This window comes from Streptomyces sp. NPDC031670, from assembly GCF_055580545.1.
This window is the reverse complement of record NZ_JBVILC010000013.1, coordinates 48105-74041: the sequence shown is the minus strand read 5'-3', so window position 1 is coordinate 74041 and position 25937 is coordinate 48105. Positions and strand designations below refer to the sequence as shown.

The 25937-nt window shown below is 68.3% G+C and carries 24 protein-coding genes and 5 pseudogenes; 15 read left to right on the top strand and 14 right to left on the bottom strand.

Annotated elements, in window-relative coordinates; genetic code table 11:
• Entirely contained in the window at positions 1-1209 is a 1209-nt protein-coding gene (locus tag ACZ5ID_RS23690) for a glycosyltransferase (protein ID WP_468901703.1), read from the top strand.
• 117 nt (positions 1210-1326) lie between these two features.
• On the opposite strand, the gene ACZ5ID_RS23685 is transcribed toward ACZ5ID_RS23690, so the two are convergent.
• Complete coding sequence (locus ACZ5ID_RS23685) at positions 1327-2193, bottom strand: alpha/beta fold hydrolase (protein ID WP_468901283.1); 867 nt, start codon at positions 2191-2193, stop codon at positions 1327-1329.
• A gap of 104 nt (positions 2194-2297) precedes the next feature.
• Here ACZ5ID_RS23685 and ACZ5ID_RS23680 point away from each other — a divergent pair, with 104 nt between their 5' ends.
• Positions 2298-2777 (top strand): CGNR zinc finger domain-containing protein, encoded by a 480-nt coding sequence (locus tag ACZ5ID_RS23680; RefSeq protein ID WP_468901280.1) that lies wholly within the window; start codon positions 2298-2300, stop codon positions 2775-2777.
• 92 nt (positions 2778-2869) lie between these two features.
• On the opposite strand, the gene ACZ5ID_RS23675 is transcribed toward ACZ5ID_RS23680, so the two are convergent.
• Positions 2870-3247 (bottom strand): TetR family transcriptional regulator C-terminal domain-containing protein, encoded by a 378-nt coding sequence (locus tag ACZ5ID_RS23675; RefSeq protein ID WP_468901277.1) that lies wholly within the window; start codon positions 3245-3247, stop codon positions 2870-2872.
• Between the two features lie 317 nt (positions 3248-3564).
• Between ACZ5ID_RS23675 and ACZ5ID_RS23670 the strand changes: the two are divergent.
• A pseudogene (locus tag ACZ5ID_RS23670) lies at positions 3565-4026 on the top strand (MMPL family transporter); the annotation flags it as partial.
• Positions 4027-4255: 229 nt separating this feature from the next.
• Here ACZ5ID_RS23670 and ACZ5ID_RS23665 read toward each other — a convergent pair.
• Complete coding sequence (locus ACZ5ID_RS23665; protein ID WP_468901274.1) at positions 4256-4867, bottom strand: TetR/AcrR family transcriptional regulator; 612 nt, start codon at positions 4865-4867, stop codon at positions 4256-4258.
• A gap of 255 nt (positions 4868-5122) precedes the next feature.
• Here ACZ5ID_RS23665 and ACZ5ID_RS23660 point away from each other — a divergent pair, with 255 nt between their 5' ends.
• A complete protein-coding gene (locus ACZ5ID_RS23660; protein ID WP_468901272.1) occupies positions 5123-6091 on the top strand; it encodes an alpha/beta fold hydrolase in 969 nt (322 codons plus the stop codon).
• Positions 6092-6221: 130 nt separating this feature from the next.
• On the opposite strand, the pseudogene ACZ5ID_RS23655 reads toward ACZ5ID_RS23660, so the two are convergent.
• Together ACZ5ID_RS23655 and ACZ5ID_RS23650 are read right to left on the bottom strand one after the other, a co-directional pair.
• Positions 6222-6350, bottom strand: a pseudogene (locus ACZ5ID_RS23655) (IS630 family transposase); the annotation flags it as partial.
• Between the two features lie 7 nt (positions 6351-6357).
• Entirely contained in the window at positions 6358-6630 is a 273-nt protein-coding gene (locus tag ACZ5ID_RS23650; protein ID WP_468901721.1) for a hypothetical protein, read from the bottom strand.
• On the opposite strand from ACZ5ID_RS23650, the gene ACZ5ID_RS23645 reads away from it, so the two are divergent.
• Positions 6572-6862: a helix-turn-helix transcriptional regulator gene (locus ACZ5ID_RS23645; RefSeq protein ID WP_468901269.1), complete on the top strand. Its 291-nt coding sequence runs from the start codon at positions 6572-6574 to the stop codon at positions 6860-6862. The genes ACZ5ID_RS23650 and ACZ5ID_RS23645 overlap by 59 nt on opposite strands.
• Positions 6863-7080: 218 nt before the next feature.
• Here the strand turns inward: ACZ5ID_RS23645 and ACZ5ID_RS23640 are convergent, their stop codons facing one another.
• From ACZ5ID_RS23640 to ACZ5ID_RS23625, 4 genes are all read right to left on the bottom strand, one after another.
• A complete protein-coding gene (locus tag ACZ5ID_RS23640) occupies positions 7081-7683 on the bottom strand; it encodes a hypothetical protein (protein WP_468901266.1) in 603 nt (200 codons plus the stop codon).
• 320 nt (positions 7684-8003) lie between these two features.
• Positions 8004-8135 (bottom strand): hypothetical protein, encoded by a 132-nt coding sequence (locus tag ACZ5ID_RS23635; protein WP_468901263.1) that lies wholly within the window; start codon positions 8133-8135, stop codon positions 8004-8006.
• A gap of 212 nt (positions 8136-8347) precedes the next feature.
• Entirely contained in the window at positions 8348-9514 is a 1167-nt protein-coding gene (locus tag ACZ5ID_RS23630; RefSeq protein ID WP_468901260.1) for a serine hydrolase domain-containing protein, read from the bottom strand.
• A gap of 288 nt (positions 9515-9802) precedes the next feature.
• A complete protein-coding gene (locus tag ACZ5ID_RS23625; RefSeq protein WP_468901257.1) occupies positions 9803-10177 on the bottom strand; it encodes a winged helix-turn-helix transcriptional regulator in 375 nt (124 codons plus the stop codon).
• 96 nt (positions 10178-10273) lie between these two features.
• On the opposite strand from ACZ5ID_RS23625, the gene ACZ5ID_RS23620 reads away from it, so the two are divergent.
• Positions 10274-11155, top strand: coding sequence for an NAD(P)-dependent oxidoreductase (locus ACZ5ID_RS23620; protein ID WP_468901255.1), 882 nt, complete (start codon positions 10274-10276; stop codon positions 11153-11155).
• 83 nt (positions 11156-11238) lie between these two features.
• Here the strand turns inward: ACZ5ID_RS23620 and ACZ5ID_RS23615 are convergent, their stop codons facing one another.
• On the bottom strand, positions 11239-11661 hold the full coding sequence (locus ACZ5ID_RS23615) for a WHG domain-containing protein (protein WP_468901253.1): 423 nt from the start codon (positions 11659-11661) through the stop codon (positions 11239-11241).
• Positions 11662-12063: 402 nt separating this feature from the next.
• The gene (locus ACZ5ID_RS23610) at positions 12064-12636 is read right to left on the bottom strand and encodes a hypothetical protein (RefSeq protein ID WP_468901251.1); all 573 of its coding nucleotides are present in this window, start codon (positions 12634-12636) and stop codon (positions 12064-12066) included.
• Between the two features lie 1847 nt (positions 12637-14483).
• Here ACZ5ID_RS23610 and ACZ5ID_RS23605 point away from each other — a divergent pair.
• Positions 14484-15032 carry a putative immunity protein gene (locus ACZ5ID_RS23605; protein WP_468901249.1) on the top strand — a complete coding sequence of 183 codons (549 nt, stop codon included), beginning with the start codon at positions 14484-14486 and terminating at the stop codon, positions 15030-15032.
• A 57-nt stretch (positions 15033-15089) separates the two neighbouring features.
• Here ACZ5ID_RS23605 and ACZ5ID_RS23600 read toward each other — a convergent pair whose 3' ends face one another.
• Complete coding sequence (locus ACZ5ID_RS23600; RefSeq protein WP_468901247.1) at positions 15090-15419, bottom strand: hypothetical protein; 330 nt, start codon at positions 15417-15419, stop codon at positions 15090-15092.
• A 277-nt stretch (positions 15420-15696) separates the two neighbouring features.
• Between ACZ5ID_RS23600 and ACZ5ID_RS23595 the strand changes: the two genes are divergently transcribed.
• On the top strand, positions 15697-16683 hold the full coding sequence (locus tag ACZ5ID_RS23595) for an LLM class flavin-dependent oxidoreductase (RefSeq protein ID WP_468901245.1): 987 nt from the start codon (positions 15697-15699) through the stop codon (positions 16681-16683).
• 810 nt (positions 16684-17493) lie between these two features.
• On the opposite strand, the gene ACZ5ID_RS23590 is transcribed toward ACZ5ID_RS23595, so the two are convergent.
• On the bottom strand, positions 17494-18846 hold the full coding sequence (locus tag ACZ5ID_RS23590; protein ID WP_468901243.1) for an outer membrane protein assembly factor BamB family protein: 1353 nt from the start codon (positions 18844-18846) through the stop codon (positions 17494-17496).
• 689 nt (positions 18847-19535) lie between these two features.
• Here ACZ5ID_RS23590 and ACZ5ID_RS23585 point away from each other — a divergent pair.
• Together ACZ5ID_RS23585 and ACZ5ID_RS23580 are read left to right on the top strand one after the other, a co-directional pair.
• Positions 19536-19986, top strand: a pseudogene (locus ACZ5ID_RS23585) (transposase); the annotation flags it as partial.
• Positions 19987-20671: 685 nt separating this feature from the next.
• Positions 20672-21847 carry a Cmx/CmrA family chloramphenicol efflux MFS transporter gene (locus tag ACZ5ID_RS23580; RefSeq protein WP_468901240.1) on the top strand — a complete coding sequence of 392 codons (1176 nt, stop codon included), beginning with the start codon at positions 20672-20674 and terminating at the stop codon, positions 21845-21847.
• A gap of 129 nt (positions 21848-21976) precedes the next feature.
• Here ACZ5ID_RS23580 and ACZ5ID_RS23575 read toward each other — a convergent pair whose 3' ends face one another.
• Entirely contained in the window at positions 21977-22291 is a 315-nt protein-coding gene (locus tag ACZ5ID_RS23575) for a hypothetical protein (RefSeq protein ID WP_468901238.1), read from the bottom strand.
• A gap of 346 nt (positions 22292-22637) precedes the next feature.
• On the opposite strand from ACZ5ID_RS23575, the pseudogene ACZ5ID_RS23570 reads away from it, so the two are divergent.
• The 5 genes and pseudogenes from ACZ5ID_RS23570 to ACZ5ID_RS23550 all read left to right on the top strand — a co-directional run.
• A pseudogene (locus ACZ5ID_RS23570) lies at positions 22638-23158 on the top strand (IS5 family transposase); the annotation flags it as partial.
• A gap of 104 nt (positions 23159-23262) precedes the next feature.
• Complete coding sequence (locus ACZ5ID_RS23565; protein WP_468901236.1) at positions 23263-23997, top strand: phytanoyl-CoA dioxygenase family protein; 735 nt, start codon at positions 23263-23265, stop codon at positions 23995-23997.
• A 470-nt stretch (positions 23998-24467) separates the two neighbouring features.
• On the top strand, positions 24468-24626 hold the full coding sequence (locus tag ACZ5ID_RS23560) for a hypothetical protein (RefSeq protein WP_468901234.1): 159 nt from the start codon (positions 24468-24470) through the stop codon (positions 24624-24626).
• 362 nt (positions 24627-24988) lie between these two features.
• Positions 24989-25642, top strand: coding sequence for an RICIN domain-containing protein (locus ACZ5ID_RS23555; protein WP_468901232.1), 654 nt, complete (start codon positions 24989-24991; stop codon positions 25640-25642).
• A 6-nt stretch (positions 25643-25648) separates the two neighbouring features.
• Positions 25649-25908 (top strand): annotated as a pseudogene (locus tag ACZ5ID_RS23550) (hypothetical protein); the annotation flags it as partial.
• Between the last annotated feature and the right edge of the window lie 29 nt (positions 25909-25937).

Here is a 25937-nt window from a genome sequence, read left to right as displayed (position 1 = left end):
ATGAAGGTCCTGATCGCCACCGCCGGGTCGCGCGGTGATGTCTCGCCGTACACGGGGGTGGGAGTGGCCCTGAGGCGGGCCGGGCACGAGGTCGCGCTTGCCGCGACGCAGTCCTTCGCGCCCCTCGTCGAGGAAGCGGGCCTGGCGTTCAGGCCGTTGCCGGCGGACCACCGGGCGCACGGCGGCGTGCGGGGAACACGCGCGCTGATGCGTGCGGCCGGTACGTTCGTGGCCGACCTGGGCGCGGCGTTCGCGGATGCCGTGGACAAGGACACGGAACTGCTCCTGCTGTCCACCACCACCGCCCCGCTCGGCTGGCACGTCACCGAGGCCACCGGCATACCGTCCATCGGCCTCTATCTGCAACCCACCGCTCCGACTGGCGATTTCGGCCCCACGGTGGCGGGGACCCGCTCGCTGGGCCGTGTCGGCAACCGGGCCGCGGGCCGGCTCGCGCTGCGTATGACCGACCGTGTCTTCGAGCCCGCGGTGAAGCAGCTGCGCGAGCGTCTGGAACTTCCCCCGCTGACGGCCGCGTCCATGCGCCGGCGCATGGACCAAGCGGGCTGGCCGGTCCTGCACGGCTTCAGCACGGCGCTGCTGCCGCGTCCCACCGACTGGGCACCCCGCCTCCAGGTCACAGGCTCCTGGTGGCCCCACGTCGATGCCACCCGCCAACTGCCGCCGGAGATCGCGGCCTTCCTGGAAGCGGGACCGCCGCCGGTCCTGATCGGCTTCGGCAGCATGGGCGCCGGCCAGGGAGAGCGTCTGAGTGAGATCGCCGTGCGCGCCGTGCGACGGGCCGGGCTGCGCGGCCTGATCCAGTCCGGCAGCGCCGGACTCAGCGCCCAGGGCGATTCCATCCTGACCATCGGCGATGTGCCCCACTCCCTGCTCTTCCCCAGGCTCGCCGCTGTCGTCCACCATGCCGGGGCAGGAACGTCGGCGGCGACGCTGCGCGCGGGGGTGCCGTCGGTCACGGTCCCGGTCGCCGCGGACCAGCCCTTCTGGGCCGCGCGGCTCGCCGCGATCGGCGCGGCGCCACCGCCCATACCCTTCCGCTCGCTGACCGCCGACAGCCTCGCCGACGCGATCGGGAGCGTGTTGCGGACACCGTCGTACGCGAAGGCCGCGTCGGCAGCCGCCCGGCACATGTCTACGGAGGGCGGGACAGGCGCCGTCGTGACGACCGTCGCGCGCGGGACCTAGTACTCCACCAGTACTTCTCCATTTGTGCTGGTCAGGGCTGGGTGGGCGTCGAGGAGGCAGAGGGCGGCGGCGCTGACGAGGTGGGGTCCGACCCGGGCGAGGCCCCCATCCGACCCGTTAGCCAAGCACCCGTCCGAGGAAGCCGCGCAGGTATCCCGTGACGACGTCCAGGTGACTCTCCAGCAGGAAGTGACCGCCGTTGATCAGGTGCACTTCGGCGTCCTTGGCATCTCGGGCGAAAGCCTGTGCGCCGGCCGGGCCGAAGATTTCGTCGTTGCGGCCCCACACGGCGAGCACCGGGACCTCGCTGGTGCGCAGGAACTCGTGCAGCAGCGGGTAGAGCGGGCGGTTGTTCCGGTAGTCGCGGAACAGCGCCAGCTGGACCTCGTCGTTGCCCTCGCGAGAGACGAGGGCGAAGTCGTGCTCCCAGGTGTCCGGGCTGACCACGCTCGGGTCGGGCACGCCGTGCAGGTACTGCCAGCGGATGGCGTCGATGCCCAGCGCGGCGCGGACGGCGGGTTCGGTATCGGGGCCGGGGTTTGCCCCGTAGGCCCAGACGTCGGTCCAGAACGACTCGACGAAACCGTCCTCGTAGCCGTTGCCATTCTGGGTGACGAGGGCGGAGATCCGTTCTGGGTGCCTGAGCGCGAGGCGCCATCCGATGGGAGCGCCGTAGTCCTGGACGTAGAGGGCGTAGCGGTCCAGGCCCAGCTGGTCGAGGAGTCCGGAGGTGATTTCGGCGAGGGCGTCGAAGGTGTAGGTGAACTCCCCTACGGAGGGGGCGGCGGAGTGGCCGAAGCCGACGTGGTCCGGGGCGATGACGTGGTAGTCGTCTGCCAGCAACGGGATGAGTTCGCGGAACATGAACGAGCTCGTCGGGTAACCGTGCAGCAGGACGACCGCGGGGGCGTCGGCGGGGCCCGCTTCGCGGTAGAAGATCTCGTGGCCGTCGACGGTGGCGGTCCGGTGATGCACTGAACTCATCGTAACCCCTTCGAGTGCTTGATCCGGTTAGTTCGCCGTCATGCAAGCACGGGATGGGATAACCTGTCAAAGGATTCAATCTGGTTAGAGGGAAGTGGTGACCGATGGACGTGCTGCTGGACCTGCTCAACAGCAGGCCACTGGTCAACGGCGAGGAACAGGACGCGCTCGGCGACCGGGCCGGCGGCAGGCGCTGGGCACGGGAGCACGGCGGCGACGGCAGCCTCGCGGAACTCGCGCTGCTGCGCGAGGCACGGGACGCCCTACGGGACGTGGTGCGCGGAGAAAGCTCACCCGCCGTGCTGAGCCCGCTGCTCGATGGGGTCCACCAGATTCCGGAGATCACTTCGGATGGTCTTCAGTGGACGGTCAAGACGCCCCCGCACGCCCGGCTGGCCGTCGAGGTGGTCCTCGCCTGGGCCGCCACCGAGCAGCGATTGCCCGGCCGGCTCCGCCCCTGCGCCAACGCCGAGTGTCAGCTGTTCCTGCTCGACCGCAGCCGCGCCAATCGTGCGCGCTGGTGCTCAATGGCTGTCTGCGGCAACCGCGAAAAAGCGCGCCGCCACTATGAACGCACCCGCTGATCCCGTCCCGCGCGCCAACACGCGTTCCCCGCGAGTCGAAAGATGATCACCCGCCCGACCCGCACGGCACGGCCCCCCCAAGCTCGCCGGTGTCAGGACAGGGGCCAGTGGCGCAAGGCGGCGTCGGCCAGTTCCTGCAAGTCGTCGCGCGCGACACCGCTCGCGGCTTGGACAGCGATGCCGTAGGCGAGGGTGGTGAGGTAGCGGGCCAGGAGGCCGGGATCGGTCTGCGGGGGCAGATCGCCGTCATCGACGGCGCGCTGGAACCGCTCGCGGATGCGGGTGTATCCGGCAGTGCGCCAGTCGACGAGGAGCGCGCGGACGTCCTGGCCGGAGTCGCTGGTGGTCAGGGCCCCCTGGACGCCCAGGCAGCCGTGGGGGTAGGCCGCGCGGGTGGTGGTCCGCACGGTGCCGGCCAGGATGGCGGTGGCGACACCGAAGGCGGTCGGCTGCTCCAGTGCCTGAGTCAAATAGCTTCATCACCGGTTCGAGCCTGTACGTCGACGGCGGCCTGAAACATGCGTCCCCACGCCTCCATGAGCAGGCTGATCGCGGGCGGCGGGAGGACCCCCGGCCCGTCAGGGGCAGTTGGTCCAGGTGTGCCCGCAACTGGGGCGACAGCGAGGGGATGTCGGCCGCCGCGAGTTGCTCCGGGCTGAAGCCGCCGAAGAGTTCGTTCTGGAAGATCGTGCTCATCCGGCGGGCGGCAAAGGTGGAGGCGCCGTCGGCCGGGGCCGCGTAGCCCCGCAGCGGTGTCCCGAACAGGAGCTTGAACCGCTCGGGGTGGTCCTCCCTGCTCGGATTCACGGCGCAGCCCATGGAGATGTCGATGACCGTGTTGATGTTCTGCATCGTCTTCGGTCTGTCGATGGACTACGAGGTGTTCGTCACCAGCCGGATCAAGGAACTCCACGACCAGGGCGAGGACACCGAGTCCGCCGTCACCAACGGCCTCGGGCACACCGGACGCATCGTCACCGCCGCCGCCTGCCTGCTCGCGGTGAGCTTCTTCGCCTTCGGTACGGCCAAGCTCAGCTTCATGCAGATGTTCGGCCTGGGCAGCGGGCTGGCCATCCTCATCGACGCCGTCGCCATCCGCGGTGTCCTCGTCCCGGCCGCGATGCGCCTGCTCGGCGACTCGGCCTGGTACGCACCCGGCTTCCTGCGCAGGTTCCACAGCCGGTTCGGCCTCAGCGAAAGCGCACCCGAACCCGCTGCGGCGCCCGAACCCGCAGTCTCACGGGGTTGACTCCGGCCCACAGCGTCCCGGCCCGGCGCGGAGCCCGGCCGGGGTGACACCGCCCAGCCGGCCGCGAGCCCGCTGACGAGGCGGCGCCCCTGGCCGTTCTCCGCGTGCGGGGAACGGCCAGGTGCACGGCTGCGGCGGGGCCACGGTATTCCGGCTGGGGCACGCCATTCCATGCCCGGCGATCGCGGTGCCGGATCACCTTGGCGGAGCACTTTGCGGGCCGGCCTCGTCAGTCACAGGCGGCATGCTCCGGTGTTGCGCGAAGGGTGTCTGCCACCGTCTGACAGGCGAGCCGCGCCACGGCCCGTAGCTCCGTGTCCGAGGCGCCGGCGCGGCTGAGGACGGCCAGCGACTGATTGACTGCGACGACGAACATGGCCAGCTCGTCAGCCAGTTCCTCGGAGGCGGCCGAGGGGCCCGTCAGAGCTGTGCGTACTCGCCGGCGCTGGGTGTCGAGCAGGGTTCGCACGCGAGCGCTGTTGTCCCCCTTGAGTACCGGCGCCTGCGCGGCGGACTGGGCGATGAGGCACCCCGCAGGGACAGACGGATCGGCGATGCGCGCGAGGACGACGTCGAAGAATGCCTCGATGGCGCGTACCGGGTCGCCGGCATGGGTGGCGAGGGCCTGCTCGTATCGAGTGCCGTACGTCGAGGCGTAGCGGTCGAGGCACTGGCGGAACAGCGCGTCCTTGCCGCCGAAGGTGCCGTAGAGAGAGCCGCGGCCCAGACCGGTGGCGGACCCCAGGACGTCCAGCGAGGCGTCTGTGTACCCGCGTTCCCAGAACACGCGCATCGCTTGGTCCAGAGCCGTGTCAACGTCGAACTGCTTGCGGCCTGACATGTTCCTCCTACGTCCCCCCGTGATCCTACACACATGCTGTACCAACCGATCCAAGATTCCTTTACCGATCGTTCCAAGATGGCTAGCGTGAGGGTGCTCGTACCCGAAGTCGGAAGGTGCCGCCGTGATCGCAGATCCTCGGCCAGGACGTCGCATCCCCGCTGCTGCTGTCCGTCGCCGTGGCCGCCACGACGCTCGCCACCGCCCGAAGGCGACCCGCAACGCCGCACTTGTCGCACCCGCAAAGGAACAATCATGAGCTGGTCCACAATCGGCCTGCCCCCACTCGACGGCCCTGGCTCGGTGTCGCAGGCACCGAAGCTTCCGGCCGGATTCACCGATACGTTCACGAGCCACCGCATCGACACCGGCGAACTGCACCTGCACGCGGTCATCGGCGGTGAAGGACCCGCCCTGCTGCTGGTGGCCGGCTGGCCCCAGACCTGGTACGCGTGGCGCCTTCTCATGCCCGCGCTGGCCAGAGACTTCCAGGTCGTCGCGGTCGACCCACGCGGCGTCGGACTGTCCGACAAGCCCGGCGACGGGTACGACACCGGCACCCTCGCCGACGACCTCGCCGCGCTGATGACCGCGCTGGGACACCGACGATTCGCCATGGTCGGCCACGACATCGGAATGTGGACCGGCTATGCCCTGGCCGCGGACCACCCCGACCGGCTCGATCGTCTGGCCGTCGCCGAAGCCGCGATCCCAGGGCTGTCCCCGTCGCCACCTCTTTTCGGCAGCGCGGAGTCCAACGACCGGCTCTGGCACTTCGGCTTCAACCGGCTCGGCGAGATCAATGAACAACTGGTCAAGGGGCGCGAACACCTCTACTTCGGCCACCAGTTCGCGACCAAAGCCACAAAGAAGTTGCCCGACTATGCCGTGCAGCACTACGTCGACATCCTCGCGGCTGACCCGGTCGCCCGGCGTGCCAGTTTCGAGTTCTACCGCGCGCTCGACACGACCATCGCGCAGAACCAGCGGCGCAAGTCACGGCCGCTCGCCCTTCCCGTCCTGACGATCGCAGGAGCGGACAACTTGGGCGAAATGGTCGGCGCCACCATGAGGCTCGCGGCCGACGACGTGCAAAGCCTCATCATTCCCGAATGCGGCCACTACCCGCCGGAAGAGGCACCGGAAGCGATGCTGGCCGCCCTCACCGCTTTTCTGGCCCCGTACCGGGACAACCTCAACAGCCCCCCGGCAATGTCACGGTAGAAGGGCGCCAAGACGTGTACAGCCGCCTGGGAAGAGCAGCTTCAGCCTGAGGTATCCCGAAAACGGACACACCACCCACGCCGACCACCTCCGGCCCGAGCGGTTCTCCCAGCACGCCTCCGGCACCGTCGCGGACCCGCACTCTCATCACGGGAGTCTGCCCGCGCCGGTCCCGGGTGCGGGTACGCGGCGGCGCCATCGCGAACTCGGCCTCGTCCTCGACGATGATCCAGGCCCCGAGCGCCGCCGCGGTCCTTCCAACGGGCTCACGCCCACTTGGGGTCGCGGCCGGTGAAAGCGAGCAGCCGGTCCAGAGGTGGTGCGCTTGCTTCGATGGCGACTTCGGGGCCGAAGGGCATGCCGGGGCCACGGTATTCCGGCTGGATCACGCCTTCGAGCACGGTGAGGGCATGCTGGCAGGTTTGCGGGTCCGGGTCCCATGGCTGGCCGGTGGCGCGGGCCAGGTCCCAGCCGTGGCCGATGGCCGCCGCGGCCTCGGTGTCGCGAGCGACGCTGTCACGGCGGTTCCAGTCGAGCATGGCTCGAAGCCCCGCGAAATACCTCGCTCAATGGCGGATGGATCTCGCGGCGATCCGCCTCCGCGACACCGCAGAGACCGTGGAGGACATCTCGGCGCAGGTGGGCTACCGATCCGTGCCGTCATTCACCCGTGCCTTCGCACGCGATCGCGGATGTTCCCCCGGCGCTTACCGTGCACAAGTGCGTGCAAGCAGAGCACTGGAGCCCCGCGCGCCTGGCCGCCGCCCCTGAGGTCGGCGGCATCGCTGTCCTCACCCAAGCGTGTGCTCGGTGGTAGTGGTGCAAGGAGCATCACCGCGGCGTGCGGCGGGGACGCGCTCCATTGGCAGTGTGAGCGTGACGTGGAACCCTCCCGACGGCGGAATCATCGTGGTCGTGCGGGCGGCGAGCACGGGACGGAGGGACCCTGCCGCAGTGCCACAGACGACATTCTGGTGCCGGGCGGCGCGTCAATGAGCCAGATGCCAGTCGGGTGCGGAGGGCATGTTCATGTGGGGTGCGAGGGAGCGAGCGCGTTGCCACATGCCGTGGGCCTGTTCGGCAGGGCGCTGCTGTTCGCCGTGCAGGGCGTTGAGGATGAGGAGGCCGCCGGTCAGGGCAGGGACAGTCCACTGCATGCAGGCCAAGTGCCGCTGGGCTTTGTCGGTGTCGATGGGGTGCTTGGCGGCCTTGTCGGCGTCCTGCGGGTTGGACGAGGCCGCGAGCTCAATCTTCTTGCCCAGCACGCGGCTGTAGGCGGTGGCCGCGAGGGCGGCGCCGGTCAGGGCGGTCTTGGCGAGGGTGGAGGCGGCAACCCCCTGCTGGGTGACCACCCGCGGGGCGTTGGCGGCGAGCAGACCGCCGGAGCCGAACAGGTGCGTGGCGATCGCCGCGGCGTTGACGGGGGTCCATTTAGCCCAGCCGGAGCTGGCGATCCTCGCTGTGGTGGCCCAGGTGCCTCCCTCGTCGCGGGCGGCACCATTCAGGCCGACCGCGCCCATGAGGGAGCCGCCGAACCAGGCGGCCAATCCGACATCGTGCAGGCTGCGCAGCATCGTGTTGCGTGTCGACATGACCGGCTCCCTTGGCCCAAGTGGATGAAGCCCGGGCGAAGCGGCCGGGCGCGTATCCACCGTTGCCGAGGAGGCGGCCGGCCGCCATCGCGGTTGGTGCGAACGGAGCAGGCCGGCCACGGAAGGGCAGCTGGGCCGGGTGGCGGACGCCTGTGCGCGAGCGGTCGGAGAGGAGGGGGACCGGAACAGCCGGCCCGGGTGAGTCGCCGACGCGCCAAGCCGCTCGGGTACGTCACCAGCCGCATAAGCAAACCGCTGTTCTACTCCAGAGCGCCGCGCTATCCGACCGGCGACACGCCATGCGAAGGCCGCTGGTCGTCCTACTGGGGCGGACGGCCGGAGACGGCGCCACTGGGGTCGGAGACGGCGCCACTGGGGTCGTCGACAAGGGCACGGCGGACGGTGATGCGCTTCCCGCCCGGCTCGCGCTGCACCTCTGAGACCTGGGCCACGGCCATCCGGTCCGGGTTGCCCGGGACAGGCAATGCAGCACTGCCTCGCCCAAGCCGGACGGGCCCGAGGCGAACACCCGCTGCCGTCCGGCCAGGAACGCACGACCCTGGGGCCCCTGTGCTCCCAAATTGCTGCGGCGCCCGGCACCCTGCCGTCTGCGCGTCCTGGTCCGCGCACCGCGCGACGTCACGTGCGATGACCTGACGTCACCTCAGTCGCAAAGAGCCGTCATCCGCGCCTTCATCAGTCCTTTGCTTCGCGGGACGGGCGGTTCACCTTTCAAGTCCGCGCCGAGGTCATAGACGTTGACTGCGAGGACCAGCTGCCGCTCGCCGTCGGCGGTGGCGAGGGACACGCTGGTGAAGCCGGGGCCGCCACCGTCCGTCTCCCAGACATTGATCAGCCTGGTGCCCGGATCCGAGCCGCAGGCCACGTCCATGCGCTGCACACCGAGTCCGTACGCCGGTGCGTCGGGGAACTGCACCGTGGTCAGGAGTTCGCGCTGCTGGGCGGGGTGCAGCAGCTTGCCGGCGAACAGGGCCCGGTGGAAGCGGGCCAAGTCGCTGACCGTGGAGATCATGGCGCCGGCAGTCCAGTCGTACGACGGGCTGAATCGCGTCACGTCACGTCCCGTGACGTCGTACCCGTGCAGATGAGGGCCGTGAATAGCCGGGTCGGTCAGAGGGAACGACGTGTCCTTCAGGCCGAGCGGTGCGAGAATCCGCCGATGGATCTCAAAAGACGCGCTGTGATGTGTGGCTGCCTCGATCACGAGACCGGCGAGTAGGTAGTTGGTATTGGAGTATGACCAGCTCGTGCCAGGCACGAACAGAGGCTTGTGCCGGACGGCGCGGGCGATCACCTCCCGCGGCCGGTATACGTGGTCCCATTCGTGTCGTTCCAGGTAGGGGGCGAAGAACTCCGGCTCGGTGGTGGGGTCGTAGATGCCCGAGGTGTGGTTGAGCAGTTGCCGGATGGTGATGGACGCACCGGCATTGCCGTTTCCCTGAACGACGCCGGGCAGCCATTTCTCCACGCTGTCGCCAACTGAGAGCCGTCCTTCGCCCTCCAGCTGCAGAAGCACCGTCGACACAAATGACTTGGTGTTACTGGCAATCCGGAACCGCTGGTACGGCCGGGCTCGTTCGCCGCTCGCCGTATCCGCGAGCCCGGCCGCTGTCCGTGATTCGCGCTCTCCATGCCTGACATACGCAACGACGCCTGGGAATCCGTCGGTGACCGTCTGCTCAAGAGCTTCCTCAAGGCCGGCGGGCGGCGAGGCCGGCGCTCGCTCCGCCGCAGTCACCGGGACGATCCCTGAGAGCGTCGCCGCGCAAATACCCGCCCACAGGGCCGCAGCCCCTGCACGTGCCTTCACCGATTGCTCCTGCCTTCTGTTGCCTCTGCCATTCCTGCCCTCAGCGTGCTGGGCCGCGCACCAGGCACCCATCCAGCTGACGCCCGTATTGCAACGGGGGCTGGCCCCCGCCTCGCCGCACAAGAACGACTAAGAAGCAAGGACGACTACAAAGAGCGCCATGCCGTGGAGTGCAGCACCAACGGCTGACGCCACCGCGAGGTGGCCAAGCGATACGGCGAACTCGCGGTCCGCTACGAGGCGACCGTGCTGGTCGCGGCCATCAACAAGTGGCTGTGACCAGCCCGTTCACAGCAGACCCTGGCCCGCCTTCTCTTCCAGCCCTCGATTGGCCGGCCGCTCGCGTCCCCAGGCTGCCAGCGGCTGGAGTGCGTCGTTGAGGCGCATGCCGTCCTCGGTCAACGAGTACTCGACGCGGGGTGGCACCTCGTCGTAAGAGACGCGGCGCACGACGCCGTCCGCTTCCAGCTCCCGTAGGTGAGAGGCCAGCACCTTCTCGGTGATGCCGGGAAGCAGCCGGCGCAGCTCGCCGAAGCGGCGGCACGGGTGCTCGTGGAGCGCCCAGAGGATCAGCACCTTCCACTTGCCGCCGATCACCTCCATCGCGGTGTCGATCCCGCAGACGTGTCCCTCTGGTGCGCTCGGCCGGTTCAGCGTCGTCATGCCCTACCCTTCTGACGTGCTCGCTCACCCCAGGGTAACCACCCACTCCGAAGTGCGTACTTGATCACTTCCAGGCCTGCGACCAGCCTGATCGGCATGGCACACAACACTGTTGAGAAGACTTCCGTCACGCTGCTGGGCCTCGGCGCGATGGGCACCGCGCTGGCCCGTACCTGGCTTTCCGCCGGCCACCCGCTCACCGTTTGGAACCGCGCACCGGCCCGCGCCGCGGCCCTCGCCGCCGAGGGGGCACGGGTCGCGGACAGCGCCGCTGAGGCGGTCGCGGCGAACCCCCTGGTCATCGTCTGTCTGTTGGACGACGCCTCGGTGGAGCAGGTGCTGGCCGGCACCGACCTGGCCGGCCGGGACCTGGTCAACCTGACCACCAGCACCCCTGCCCAGGCCCGCGCCCGCGCCGAGTGGGCCCGCGAGCGCGGCGCCCGCTACCTGGACGGCGGAATCATGGCCGTCCCGCCGATGATCGGCGTCCCGGAGGCCGGCGGCTACGTCTTCTACAGCGGCTCGCGAGAGCTGTTCGAGCGGCACCAGGAGACCCTGGCCGTCCCGGCCGGTACCACCTACGTCGGCGAGGACGCGGGCTTCGCGGTCCTGCACGACGTGGCCCTGCTCAGCGCCATGTACGGGATGTTCGCCGGTGCCGCGCACGCCTTCGCCCTGATCCGCAGAGAGGACATCGATCCCGCGGCGCTCGCCCCGCTGCTCGCCGACTGGCTCGTCGCGATGGCCCCGGCGGTCCACCAGACCGCCGACCAGCTGCGCAGCGGCGACTACACCAAGGGCGTCGTCTCCAACCTCGCGATGCAGGTGGCCGGCACGCCGACCTTCCTGAGCACCGCCGAGCAGCAGGGTGTGAGTCCGGAACTGCTCAGCCCGTACTTCGAGCTGATGCGCCGTCGCCTGGCCGAGGGCAGCGGCGAGGAGGACCTGACGGGCGTGATCGACCTGCTCGTGCACTGACCAGCCACTTGCCACCCCAGAAGGCGACCGTGCTGGTCACAGTCCTCAACGAGGCGCTGTGGCCAGCACTTTCACAACACGCCCTAGATGCCGCGTTCGATCATGCCGATGAGGTCCTGTCCTGCGTTGCGGGCCTGATCGGGGTGCGGGCCGCGCACGGGGCTGTGGATGAGGAGGACGGCGAGACCGTGGACGCTGGACCAGGCGAGGAACTCAGCGCCGGGGCGCCGGGGCGCCGGTCTTCGGGCAGCTGGCCGGTTTCCAAGAGTCCGTCGAGGGCGGTGCCAGGAGGTCGAAGGGGGACTTGCCCCCAGTTCCGCGGCGTCGGCGTCGGCGTCTGAGGCGTGGGTCGTGTCCCCGGGAACATGGAAGGCGACGTTGAACAGGCCGGGTTCCTCCTGGGCGAAGCGCAGGCAGCTGGTGCCGACCACGCGGAAGCGGGCCCGGGTGGCTGCCTTGCGGTCGCGGCCGTCTTCCACGGCGGCCTCTCGCCTTTCATGGTGCATGCGACTTGGGTCAAGGCGGTCTGGGAGACGGCGTGCGTGAGCGCGCCGCAGCCGGCGAAGTGGCGATAGGCGGCGTTGGGGGCGTTGGGAGCGACGGTCGCCAATACTCGGCGGAGCCCAGCCCACCGAGAGAGTATGGGCAGGCGATCACCCAGGGGAGGGCCTTCTCGATGCGTCAGAACGCACTCGTAACAGTACCGGGCCCGCGCAGCCTCACATGCGGGGATCTCAGCACGTCGACCTCGCAACCCGGCGCGAACGGGTCGAAACCGTGCTCGACCAGCCGGCGAGACGAAGAGATGCGCGATCGGGTGTCGAGGCTGCACTGCGCGACGACCGCCACCCTGCGCCGCGCGGGCTCGCGCCAGTTCCCCTGCCTGGACGCCGACTCCGCACAAGCCGCTACGTCTGTCCCCTCTCGAGCAGCTCGTTGAGGACCGACATTTTGTCGGGCCGTGCCTCCAGCAGGATGAGGCCGAGCACGGCGACCGGGTCGAGCGCGGGATCGCTGCGGGTGACGTATGTGTGGACAGTGCGGTCGGGCCGGGACGTCTCCCTGACGTCAAGGACGGTTCGTTCTGCGGATGTTACGGAGAAGTGCAGCTTCCTGCGGAATCGAGCACGGCGGATGTGGTACTCCGCTTCCCACAGCAGCACGGTGTTCCCATGACGCTCTCCCACCGGCTGCCCATGTGCCGACAGCAGGGGGTGCCCCTCATTGAAGTCGACGAGCAGACGCGGGTCGTCGCCGACTCGGTCCGTGCTGCCCAACACATGCTGACGACCAGGGCCGGCCTGCGAAGCGAACGCTCCGACGGGTTCGCCGTCCACTTGGAAGAACGAACTGACCATCCACATCATCGACTGGCCCGGTCGAAGCCCACCGCTCGTCGTCACCGGCGCCTCACCCAGTTCCTGGAAAGCACATTGTCGTTTCGCGCATGGTCGCTGAGCCCCCATCGTCTGCTGGGACATGACGTTCACCAACGGAGACGTGAGTATTCCCGACGCGGTTCTTGATGCTGCTGCTGTGCCTCCCGTCCGTGGCTGACGCGTGCGTGCACAACGTTCGGGGTCCTGCTGCCGGGGCCGTACGTCAGGGCGACGCGGCACGGCGATGGCTGTACGGCATGGAACCGAACAAAACGCACGGTGCCCTTGCCTGAACGGGGGATAGCGCCACACCTGTTGCACGCGGCAGCGTCCTTCGCGCAACTGCTGAGCTGCACCGACCCTCACCGGATCACGCTGTACGACAGTTAAGGAACGTTGCCAGGCGGTGTCCCCTGCGGGGCACCAGCGAGGGTCGATGTCGTCGAGGGCTCAAGTCGTGCTGGGGGCATGGCGCCGGCCGTGTCGATGAGCAGTCGGCTTTGCGGCGGGCGATGTTGGCCAGGGCTTTGGCTGGTGGCCGGCTGTGGCATCGAGGACCCTTGCAGCTTCCTGGATACAACCTGCCCTGTGCGCGTACGTGGCCGCCGGTTGGGCACCACGAGCACAACGATGAGCACCCCGTTTGCAACGAGAGTGGTAGGAAGGCGCAACGATGAGCACCCTGCCTGCAACGAGAGTGGTAGGGGGCAGTGTGAGTACTCCCGGTGGTGGAGCTGGTTGTTCAATCCCTTGCGGGATGCCGCAGCTCTGACGCGTTCCCTAGCCTTTATCCACCGAACCGGCGCGGTGCGGGCCGGTTCTCCCAGGGCCGGGCGCTGCAAGTTGCCCGTTGCTGTGTCGGGACAGGCCCGATGATGAGGGAAAGGGAGATTGAGCATGGGAACAAGGATTTTCAAGGCTGCCACGGTCCTCAGTGGTCTGATGCTGTTGGGCGGGGGTGTGATGACGGCGAGCCCCGCGATGGCGACACCGGGAACCGCACCCGTCCGTACGACCGTACAGCCTGCGGACCAAGGTGCCGGTGATGCCTTAGGGACCGCGCAAAGTGCTGCGGTGCACACGACATCTGCGGCGAAAGGGAGTTGGAAGGGGAAGTGCTACCCCTATCACAAGGCGGGCACTAACTGGGCCGGTGGTTGGTGCGACGGAAATGGGCCCAACTGGCAGTACTGGGCCTATGTGAACTGCTCGGGCGGCCATCGCTACTTCGGGCCGCATCACTGGATGGGTGACAGGCGAGGCTCCTACGTAGCCTGCAAGGCGGGGCAGAAGTACAAGTCCGGTGGGCTGTATACGTACTACTACGTCAATCCATGACGTGGGGTGCCCGGCCCGGTCCAGGTGAAGGATGCTGCCTGAGAGATGACCGGAACCTCCAGGCTCCACGGCCCAAGCACCGGCGCCTCACAGGTACCTAAAACCTGATCGTTGCCGAGGCCGCCCGCACACGACGTCTCGTGAGCGCGCTCGCCGCCCACGACCTGCGCACGGCGCCACTAGAGATGATCTACAGGGCTCAGGCCCCGCCGACCTCAGTGCCGTCGGTCGGCGGGGCGCCCCCCTCGGCGCGGTACGGGCCGTTGGTATTCAGCCGGGGCATGTGTTGCGATGTGGGAATGGGCTGGGGCTGGGGTGTTGCAGGTGGGACCTGGTCAGAGTGGTCGAGGTGAGCGGCTTTCGGTGGTGTGGTGGGTTTCGGCTTGGTGGTCTAGCCGGATCTGATCCAAACCGGTTTTGGTAAGGCGTACTCCACCAGGCTGGCTCATGCGGCGAGTTGGGACCGGTGTACGTCGGCTCAGCGGTTCCTGCCCGCTGTGCCCGGGTGGCCTTCCACGATCCGGTCTGGAGGGGAGTCGGTGGGATAGAGCCAACCCGGAGCCGCCGCCCCAGCCGCCTGGCCGTCCAGCGCAATGGTCGAGGATGGAGTCATGACAGGGGAAGTGAGCGGGATCGCTCTGAGTAAGCAAGATCTTCGTGAGGTCACCGCGTTCGCTGCAGCGTGCGCCGAAGCGGTGCTCGACGTGTTCGAGGGCGATCAGCCGGACGACTTGCGGCCTCGAGACGCTATCGGCGCCGCGTGGGAGTTCGCTCGAGGTGGTGAGCGAGGGAAGGTTCTGCGCGACAGAGCGTGGGCGGCGCTCAGGGCAGCCAAGAGCGCAGACACCGGGGCTGCGCGCGAGGCGGCTCGGGCTGCGATGTCTGCGGCAGGCGCCGCCTATCTGCATCCGCTGGCCAAGGCGACCCAGGTCAAGCACATTCTGGGAGCTGGCGCTCACGCGGCCAGAGCGGCCGAACTCGTTGCCGGCGACGATCGGAGTGTTGGTGCCGGACACCTTCAGCAGACGCTGCATCGTGCGACGCCGATCGTCGTTGACGTGCTTAAACGCTTCCCGGCGGCGCCGAGTGGCGGCGGACGGGTTGGTGAGTTGATCCGCATGCTGGACGCTGATCTTCGTTCGCTCACCCGCGCTGAGTAACTTTGAACGCTCAGACGGTGCGGCCTCACCTCCGTCAGCGGTTGACTTCGAGGTTCGTCAGGACAGGCAGGGCGCGCAGGAGCTGGGTGGCGCGGGCGGCGCGGGCGGGTCAGTGCGGAGCTTGGCGAGGATCCGCCCGTTCTTGAGGTGGGCGAAGCCGTGCTCGACTGACGCGCGTCCGATGGCGAGGACTCGGTGGGCGTTCTTCTGACCAGCGGTCAGCTTGTGGGTGCGGCTGGCATGGAAGTGCGTGAAGATCACGGGGTCGCGTACGTCGTTGTCCAAGCTGCGGAAGCCGAGGTCCGCGAGAGCACCGAGGCCGACGGCGCGCAGGTGGGCCAGAATGTGATCGTGGCAGACGGCATCGGTGATCTGAGCCCGCGTCATGCGGCTGGTGTCAGGGACGCCAGGTAGCGGGCGAACTCCGCCGCAAGGGTTTTCGCGGTCGCCCCCAGTGGACCAGCAGGTACGCGACGGGCACCGGTTCCTGCACGCGAGTGTCCGGCACCGGGGGTTGCTGGGTGTGGGCGACGTGGCAGGTACGCCCGACGGGTCAGACCGCCCCAGCGGGGTACCCCATCACACCGGCATACACCCACCAGCGAGATCACCGTCAACCTCAACCGGAAACCACAGCAGCCGATTATTTCCCTATGCTGGCGGCATGATCGATGTGCCGATATCAGCGCTGGAAGTCGCGGTGGTCGAGTCAGGGACCCGTGGCGTGGAGACCCTGCGGGACACCGCCGTCTTCGCTCGTAAGCTCGAACTCCTGGGGTACCAAAGGATCTGGTACGCCGAGCACCACCATTCGCCCGCGATCGGTGCTTTCCCGCCCGTGGTCCTGATCGCTCACGCGGCGGCCTCGACCTCATCGATCCGGCTCGGCTCGGGCGGAGTACTGGCGCCCAACCATGCGCCCATCACGCTCGCCGAGCAGTTCGGAACACTGGCCGCGTTGCACGAGGACCGCATTGACCTGGGTATCGGCCGCGGCCCCGGCACCTTCGACGAGGCCACCGCGCGCGCACTGCGCCGCGGCGCCGGGCCGGCGACGGACGAGCAGTACCACGACGACGTAGCCGCGATCCTGTCCCTCCTGGTCGACGAAGTGCCACTCGGTTTCCTGCCGGAGCCCTGGCTGCTGTGCTCCAGTACCACAGGTGCCGCCCTCGCCGCGCGACTCGGCCTGCCGATCGCCGTCGCCCACCACATCCGGCCCGACAACACCCTCGAGGTGCTGGAGCGCTACCGGGCCGAGTTCGTGCCGTCCCGTTGGTGTGAGCAGCCCCGGGTCCTGGTGTGCGTGGAGGTCATATGCGCTGAGACGGAGCAGGAAGCGGCATGGCGAGCCGGGCCCATGGACGTTGTGAAGGCCGGGCTGCTCAAGGGGCTGAGCGACATTCCCTTCCCCACCCCTGCGGACGCCGCGGCCCATCCCTTCACGCCGGAGGAACGGCAGGCGCTCGCCGGATTCCGTGCACAGCAGGCATGCGGGACGCCCGAGACCGTCGTGCGCCGGCTCGCGCAACTGGCTGCCGAGACCGGAGCGGACGAACTCATGCTGACCACGCCTGTTTACGATCTCGACGCCCGCGTCCGTTCCTACGAACTCGTCAGGAAGCACTGCGAGGCCCCGACAGCACCGTGAGAGGGCGGGACCTCGGCTTTTCGTCACGACTGTCTCGCTGCGAGCAGGCACAACAGAGGCTCTCCGGGATGAGGCAACGCATGCTCTGACGCTTACAGCTCACGACTCGCTCTCGGTCCTCCAGGCCTGAGGCGCTCCACGGTGGACCAGGCGCTCGCGGCGCAGGCGGACCTCATCCAGGGCAGAGCACGGACCTGCGGTAGCGATCCCGTACGCGACCCCTGGGCGGAGCGATGCGCACCGCCCTCGGGGAGGCCGGGCGGGCTGCGTAGAGCGCCGTCGAGTGTGTTGTGTTGCAGGTGGCACACAGGTGCCGCGCGGTGGACGGCCGGTCATCGAGCGGCGTGCCGCAGTAGCCCAGCAGGTGCCCGGGAATCGGCCGGTGCGCGGGGGCGCTCCCACCCCCGCGCCCCCAGCGGGGCGGAAGTCCGGCTCACCGTCAGGGTGCGGCACCGTGGTAAGGACGCGCCAGGCGCGCGTGCAGGTCTGGCACAAGGTATGGGCCGCGTCCGCTCTGGCTGCCTCGGCATAGGCCCTGTCGCGGCAGACAATTTCCGCTTCGGACATCGGCACAAGAACTGGCTCGCCGCTCTCGAACGCGAGCGTGCGTGCCACCGGGAGTGTCGGGCGGCGGGTCACGGGGGTGTCGGGACGCGGGTCAGACGGGGCGGGATCAGCCAGTCGATCCGGCTGCCCGACTCTGGCCCATTCCTCCCGACACCGCCCCCACCGGGAGCCGCTGGCCGGCCAGGACCCGCCGGGACCCGCCGGGCCCTGGGCGGGGGCGGGTAGCCGGTGTGCGCCCGTCCGTCAGACGGGCTGGGTAGCGAAGATGAAGAGCCCTCCGGCGCTGCGGACAGCGGCGTAGCCGTTCGTCGTGAACTGTGGCAGCTCCTCGATCCCGGAGGCCAGCAGCTTCTTGTCGCGGGCGTCGAGTGCGGCGCCGGTGCCGTTCAGATACGCGTAAAGGACACCGTTGCCCGGGAGGGCGCGGGGCGTGATGTTCACTTCGTCCGCCGCCTGGCGCCACAGCTCCTTGCCGGTCTCCGGGTTCCAGGCGACCGCGCCCTTGCCGTACTGCACCACGGTGGTCTTGCCGTCCGGGGAGATGGCGAGGCCGTCGTCATCGATGGTGCCGTTGGTGTCGATGCCCGGCCCCTCGGCGAGCCGGTGACCGCTCTTTACGTCGATCAGCGTCATGACGGCTTCGGAATTGCCGTAGGAGGACCATTCGAGGAGGGCCTTGTCGCCCTGATACGGCATCAGCCGGGCAGTGGTCGCCGTGGACGAGGTGATCAGCTTGGCGATGACGGCCGGGGGTGTGAGGTCTTTGGTGTTCCACGCCTTCTTGCCGGTGCGGATGTCCGTGGCGGTGAGCCACTCGGCGTACGGCTGGAAGGAGGTTTCCTTCTGCGAGAAGTAGCCGAGACCGGAACCGACCGTCCCCTGGAGGTCGATGTGTGAGGCTCGGGCGGTGAGGGTCTGTCCGTCACCGATCGGGATGAACTTGGCGCCGCTGAAGTCGCTGGTGTCCACGAGGTAGCCGTGCCTGACCGGGGTGGACATGTGGGTGTCGCCGTCGAAGGAGGAGCTCCCCAGCTTCTCGCCGGACGGCGCGTACATGGTCAGCACGGTCTGGGTCGAGGCCTTCTTCAGGCCGTTCGCCGGGGTATCGACACGGTTGCGGATCAGCAGGGCGGGCGATCCGTCCCGCCACTCGCCCACCTGCGCGAGGGCCACGGTCGGGGTGGACCCGCCGCTGTTCTCGGGGAGGGGATAGTCGAACTTCTTGCGCAGTTTGCCTGTCTTGGCGTCGAGGAGCCGGGCGGTGAAGGTGCTCTTGCCTGACTGCCCGTCGCGGTAGCCGGTGACGATGACGGCATCCCCGACCGTGCAGACATCGCGCTGCGACGAGTCCTTCTCGGACGCCTTGCTCGCGCAGCTCCCCGCCTCATCCTTCGTCAGGCTCCAGGCCGGCTGCGCTGCCAGACCGGGCACGTGCTTGCCCTGGTAGGCGGAGCCCTTCTGCGCGGCGGACTCCGCTGCCTTTCCCGTGTTTCCGCTGCCGGCCTTGGCACCGGCGTCCGTCCCTCCGGAGCAGCCGGTCACGAGACCCGCGGACAGCACCAGACCGAGTGCCACCTTCGTACGTATGCGATTCAACTTCTTCGTCCGTCTTTCCTCTTGGATGGTCACGCTCGACGGGCAACCCTACTGTGATCATGGTCCGCCCCTGTCCGGCATGCCTGCGCGCCTCGATGCCGAGCACGGGAGACGACGAAAGCTGCTGGAGGACAAGGAGTTCTCGGCCGGGCTGCTCTGCCGGAAGGGACCGGGCGGGCAAGCAGCACCGAGTCGAAGAAGTAGTCCTGCCCCTCCCCGGGTGGGTCTCGGCTGGGTGGCCGGTGAAGCCCGCTGCCGTCATCCGCGTGGCAGTGTCGGCGGTGCTCATGCCGAACTGGAGTGGCCCACCGCCCGAAAAGAGGTGTACTCCCGGAGCGGCCCGCGGCCCGCGGCTCGGTCCGCTCGGTCCGCGTCATCGACAACGGCCGGAGCCGGGATTTCACCGGCGCGCACCCCTGCGAACGCTGCGCGCCGGCCCGGGCTGGGGGGAGGAGGAAGTACGTGGTGTGCCGCTGCCGCAGCGAGCAGGACGTCGCATCCGTCCGCCAGATCACCGGGCTGGCGCCCCGCACGGCAGCTCCGGGACACGGCGGGCAGTTGGCCGGCCACAGCGGCGCACCCCGGGCCCGCCGATCCCTTTCGCTGGGCCCGACGGTGGCAGTGTCTGGTCCCGTGCTGGGGGAGTGCGCACGGGCCTCCCCGGTTTGCTAAAAAGAAGAACCCCCGACTTGGCCACGGTCATAGACCTCGCCTCTCGACGCCTGGCAGGCTGGGCGATCGCTGACCACATGCGTGCCGAATTGGTCACCGAGGCCCTGGCCGCCGCCGAGCGGTGCCGCGGCAGCCTCGCCGGCGCCGTGATGCACACCGAACACGGGCCCAGTACACAAGCCGGGCATTTGTCGACACCTGCCGCCGGGCAGACCTGATCCACAGCATGAGCGCCGTCGGCAGCTCGGCGGACAACGTCTCGCCGAGTCCTTCAACGCCACACGCAAGCGGGAAACCCTCCATGGCCGCAGTGCCTGGGCAGACGAGAGTGAAGCCCGCCTCGACCTGTTCCGCTGGCTGCACCGCTACAACACTCGACGCCGCCACTCCAGCCTCGGACAACGCAATCCCATCGCCTACGAGACAGCAGTCGACGCCACATCAACTACCCTGGCCCAAGCCGCATAACCCGTGTCCAAGATTCCGGGGCCAGCCCCCCCTACTGCTACCCGATCCTCTGGACAAACTCGCCCGGGATGCTCCTCACTCGGTGCCGCAGACACATCACGATCGGCACATCATCTGACTAGCCTTGACTCGCCCTGGCTCTTCGCTGGCGCTTTCGCGGGCCAGCCCCTCAGCAGCTACCACCTGAGGACCCGGCTCAAGCAGTTGGGCATCTATTCCCGTCCAGGCCGGACCTCGGCCTTGATGGGACTATCCACCCCAGCTGTCGGCGGCGGTCCTCACGGAACTTCTCGGGATCCGCCCCGAGAGCGCCACCGCATGGACGCCGCATGGACCCAGTCCGGAGGCAACTGGGCCCGCTACGCGGCACAAATCCACGACCGCACCCACCCAAGAGCATGAGATCTGGGTGTTGCGGGACATGACGTTGTCGACCCAGGCCCTCTGTCTACAAAAACCTCTGTATACAAAAATGGGTGCACCGTGCGGGCCTCAGTCGGATAGCGTGCGGGCTATGGTGAGCCCTGAGTCGGACGAGGTGGGGGCTTTCGGTCACCCCGTCAGCCCCATGAACCGCTGAAGTTCATAGTCCCGCTACGTTCTGCGGCCGGACGAGTGTGCCCTTGGGCGCTGACCGCGGTGACGAGACGCCTCCCTGTGCTTCTCCTCATCTCGGAGCCACTCGATGCCCCTCCCGCTGTACCTGCTTGCTCTGGCGATCTTCGCCATGGGCACCTCTGAATTCATGCTCGCCGGCCTCTTGCCGGACGTCGCGTCCGACCTCTATGTGAGCGTCGGGACAGCTGGCACGTTGACCTCGGCCTTCGCGATCGGAATGATCGTCGGAGCCCCGCTCATGGCCGGGCTTGCCCGCACTTGGCCAGGACGGACAAGCCTTCTCGGGTTCGTGCTCGTGTTCGCGGCAGCTCATGCCGTGGGCGCTACTACCACCAGCTTTTCGGTCCTGTTCGCCACGCGGGTCGTCGCTGCGGTCGCCAACGCGGGGTTCCTCGCCGTAGCCCTCACGACTGCCGCCACGCTGGTCTCGCCCGACAAGAAGGGACGTGCGCTCGCCGTGCTGCTGTCCGGTACGACGGTGGCCACGATCGCCGGCGTCCCGGGCGGATCCGTACTCGGTGAACTGCTCGGCTGGCGAGCCACGTTCTGGGCTGTCGCCGCTCTCTGCCTGCCAGCAGCCCTCGGCATCCTCAAGGCAGTCCCGACGCAACCTGAGAAGAAGGACGCAACTGGGGGCCCTGACCTACGGTCGGAACTCAGGCAGCTGCGGGGACCGCGGTTGATCGTGGTGATGCTGCTCGGCGCACTGGTCAACGCCGCGACCTTCGCCAGCTTCACCTTCCTCGCCCCGGTCGTGACCGAAACCGCCGGGCTGGATCAGCTGTGGGTCTCGGTCGTCCTGGTGCTCTTCGGTGCCGGTTCCTTTGTCGGTGTCACCGTTGCTGGACGCATGTCCGACCAGCGCCCGGGATTGGTCATGGCAGTTGGAGGTCCGCTGCTGTTCATCGGCTGGCCGGCCTTGGCTGTGTTGGCCGACAAGCCGGTCGCTCTGCTCATTCTAGTTTTCGTGCAGGGCGCGCTGTCGTTCGCGCTGGGAAGCACCTTGATCACGCGAGTTCTCTACGAAGCCGCAGGAGCCCCAGCCATGGCTGGCTCGTATGCCACCGCGGCACTGAACGTCGGAGCCGCCGTAGGACCACTCGTCGCTGCGACCACCCTCAATACGTCAGTCGGCGACCTCGGGCCGCTGTGGGTAAGTGGGCTGCTCATCGTGGTATCGCTGCTGATCGCCTTCCCTCTCCGCGGAGTGATCGTGCCTGGCCGCAGCGAGGTGCTCCAGTGACGCATGCGAACGCCCCTCTCCGTACCGAGGGACACCGACGGCTCATCGAACGCTGCCGCAGCCGTCCGATTGCCACATGGCGCGGGCTTCCGGATCAACGAACGCACGGCGGGCCGGTGGCTGGGGATTTCAGCGGGTTCTAAAGCCGGAGCTACCAATTGCGGGGTCCGGGGCGGCCTCGTGCCGGGCGTCGGGGTCGGCGGGCTGGGTGACGGTGCCGGTGACGTGCAGCAGGTCGCCGAGCTGGATCTCGCGCAGGAGCACATTGGCGAGGTCTGGGTTGGCGGTGGTGCGTGCGTACACGGTGTCGGGGGTGTCGGGCGCGATGGTGTCTGCGTCGGCGGGGGAGTGGATGAGGTCGAACGTCGCGGTGCCCCAGCCGGTTCCGGGGACCGGGATCGCGTCGACGTAGCCGTCTTTGGCGAGGTGCGTATGGGCGTTCATCAGCGGGCCTCCGCCAGGGTCCTGGAGGAGCGAGGCGAGCGTCGGGTCGGGTACTCGTTGAGTAAGTTCAAGGGGCTCGCAGGGGTGGCAGATGGAGACGCCCGGTGGCTGGTGTTCGTGCGGGATCCGTAGCGATGGGGGTCGCTGCCGGAGGTGGGGGTGCTGGGGGTCCGCGACTTGCCAACCGCCTTGGACGCGGTGGGACTTCGGCCGGGCGATGTCTTTGTACGGCCTGATTTCGCCGTGGACGCAGAATTGCTGCAGGTCGCTCTGGGCGCCACCCAGGCCCACCGCGGCCCTGACGGTCGGTCGCGAAGAACAAAACGGGCGGGAAGCCGATGATCCCGGTCGGGAAGAGCGACGGCACATCCGGCGCCGGCGCAAGCTCCGGCTGAAGGCCGCACTCCTGGGAAGTCCCCGGGGCGGGCAGACCAGCAAGGTCCACCTCGCCGCCGACCGCAAGTGCCGTCCACTGGCGCTCGTCCTGTCCGCCGGACAGGCCGCCGACCGTCCGCAGTCCCCGTACTGAACAAGGTGCGGGTCCGAGGGCCCCTCGGCCATCCCCGCACCCGGCCGGACGCGGTCGCTGGGAACAAGGCGTACTCGTCCTGTGGCAACCGCGCCCACGTGCGCAGACGCGGCATCAAGGCCGTCATCCCGGAGAATAAGGACCAGGCCGCCAACCGGAAGAAGAAGGGCCGCAAGGGCGGACGCCCCGTCGGCCACGGCGCCGAGCTCTACAAGGAGAGGAACGCCGTGGAACGGCTGATCAACAAACTAAAGGACTGGCGGCGCATCGCCACCCGCTACGACAAAACTCCCACCAGCTACCTCGCTGGCCTCCACCTATGCGCCTCGATGATCTAGATCAAGAGCCTCACCAGGCGCCCGTCGATCACGACTTGATACACGCCCAAGGAGCGAAAACCATTGGCCCCTCAGGCTGTTGATCATCTAGCGTCACCCGGGTGATGAGCGAGACGCAGCTGGATGAGTTCACTGAGCGCGGTTTCGTCGTGATCCCACAGGCGGTGCCGGGCGAGCTTCTGGATCGGGCGAACCGCCGGGTCGACGGGCTGATGGCCGGGCAGCCGCCGGAAGCCGGCAAGGTGGGGCCGCATTTCTACTTCCTGGAGACCAAGGAGGAAGAGGATCTGCTGGCGCCGTTGACCGGCGGCCCGGCGTTCGGGTACGCCGAGGAACTGGCCGGTCCTGGCACCCTGGAGGTCCCCTGGCAGGTTCAGGTCGCATTGAACATCCCGCCGTTCTCGCACCGCCCGGGCATCCCGCACATCGACGCGGCCAACGCCGAGCCGGTCGACGATCCCGAGCTCGGGACCTTCACCATGCTGGCCGGTGTCCTGCTGACCGACCAGCTCACCGAGGATTCCGGCAACCTGTGGGTCTGGCCAGGCACACACCGCACCCACGCCGCCTACTTCCGCGAACACGGCACGGGCAAGTACTGCGCCTACCCCCCGATCACCCTCCCCGAGCCCGAACAGATCACCGGCCGGGCCGGCGACCTGCTCCTGGCCCACTACCTTCTCGGCCACAACATCGGCGGCAACTTCACCTCCGACCAGACCCGACGCATGCTCTACTACCGCATCAGCAACCCCGAGCATGCGACCCGCCAGAAGGACTTCCTGCAAGACGTCTGGCTGGAGTACGGGCCGATCAGATCCCGCCTCACCGAAACCTGAAGCAGGCTTCCGCGTCTCGCGGAAACAGATACTGCTCGATCAACTCATGCAGCATCAGTCAACTGTGGTCCCGCCGCGCCCACGCAAGACGATCTGCCAGATCAGCTCCCATGAGGCCGTACCTCACCGAGTGATCACAACCGATACGCGCCCCAGCGCCAGCAGGCCGAGGCCTGGGGTATCCCGCTCGGCCCCAGGCACACACAGACGCGCACTTCGTGCTGCGGGCCTGAGTCAGGATCGGCCCGTCCTGCCTCGACGGACTCGACGGACTCGACGGACTCGACGGCACGACGTCGCCAGCGGCTCGCTGGACCAGCACGTCTACTGGCGCCTTCAGGGGCGGCAGTCGTTCGAGGCACCTATGCCGAGGCCCTGGCGAAGTTCTCCGTTGTCCTGGCCGAGCAGGTCCCGCTGCGGGCCCGGCCTGCGACTTCGCGCTCTTACTCCCCGGCGGGCTTGACTCGTCGGTGCTTGCCTACCTGCTGTGGCCGCCGGTCTGCGTCACCGTCGGCTACCCCGGACAGGACCGGCTCGACGAATCGGAGATCGCCGCGAGGATCGCCTTGTCCACCCACAGGGCGACTCCCTTCCGCTCGCTCTGCGTACCCGGGATCGTGGTGAGGTAGCGAGACGCGGGGAGTCCACAAGTGCCTGGCGCACCGTCCTCGCCCTTTTCGTGCGTGATGCGTGCATGGCGGGGGCTGGCGGCCATTGCCCTTGATGTCTCTTCGTTGTCCGCGGACAACCCCACTTGTCCGGTCCTTGGACGTGAGCTGACCTGCCCGGAGCTCGGCGGAGCTCTGCGGCCAACTCCGCCTCCCTGCAGTGTCGGAGTGTGCAAAGCCACCCCGGGGGGCGCCACTTGCCCGGTCTACCGGAGTCGGTTGTACCGCCTGCCGCGGAACCCGAGAACGCGCCGACGGTCTGCCCGCGGCGCCTCACCGTCGTGGTGTCCCAAAGAAGATCCCGACCACAGGCAGGACGAACCATGAAACCCGTCAAACGGATCCTTGGCACGCTGAGTGCCGGCGTCACCCTGCTCGCGCTCACGTTGGCCGCCGCCCCCGCTCAGGCAGCACATCACGCAGAGGCGGCGGCTCTGAGCTCCACCGCGCTGCGCATCGTCGAGCCTGGCAAGACCACCGCGTTGCCTCGTGGTTCCCAGCAGATGACGCCCGCCGCCACTACCTATGGGCCGAGCCTGATCAAGAACGCCGTCACCGGCCAGTGCATCGACCTGCCCAATTACGGGCCCGGCACCATCAACGGACCGGTCAACGAGTACCCGTGCAACGGTTCGTCCGGGGACAACCAGCTGTTCTACCGGGACTACGTAGGCAATAGCTCCAACGGTTACCCGCTCTACAACTTCCGCAACGTCAAGGACAATCTGTGCCTCGACGTGCCCAACTACGGCAGTGTCGGCGCGGGCACCAAGGTCAGCGAGTACCGGTGCGACCAGACCACCAACGACAACCAGCTCTACGGCCGCGTCGACCGCTCCGACGGCACCTTCTGGCTCGTCAACCTCGCCAGCGGCCTGTGCCTCGACGTAGACGGAGTGCGCACCGGCGGCAACAACGCCCCCATTACTCTCTACTACTGCAGCGACAACGACGACCACCACTGGTACTACGCGTAAACGGAAACGTCCGTCCCTGGTGCCCACCTGGACAACTGGCAGCTGTGCAACGTGACAGAGACCAACGGAGTTCTCGAAGGGTCCCTGTGGCACTGGGGCAACGGTGGGTTGGCGACCATCCCGGCGGACATCGACAACCAGGAGCCGGCCTCCTTGACCACCGCCACCTGGGGAGAGGACGACCTCCAGCGGTTCGACACCTACCGCGACGTACCGGCAGCTCGAAGATCGGTCTGCAGAACAGGTATCCGGCCAGCGCGCCCGGCCTGCCGGGTCTTGGCGCACGTACGATGAA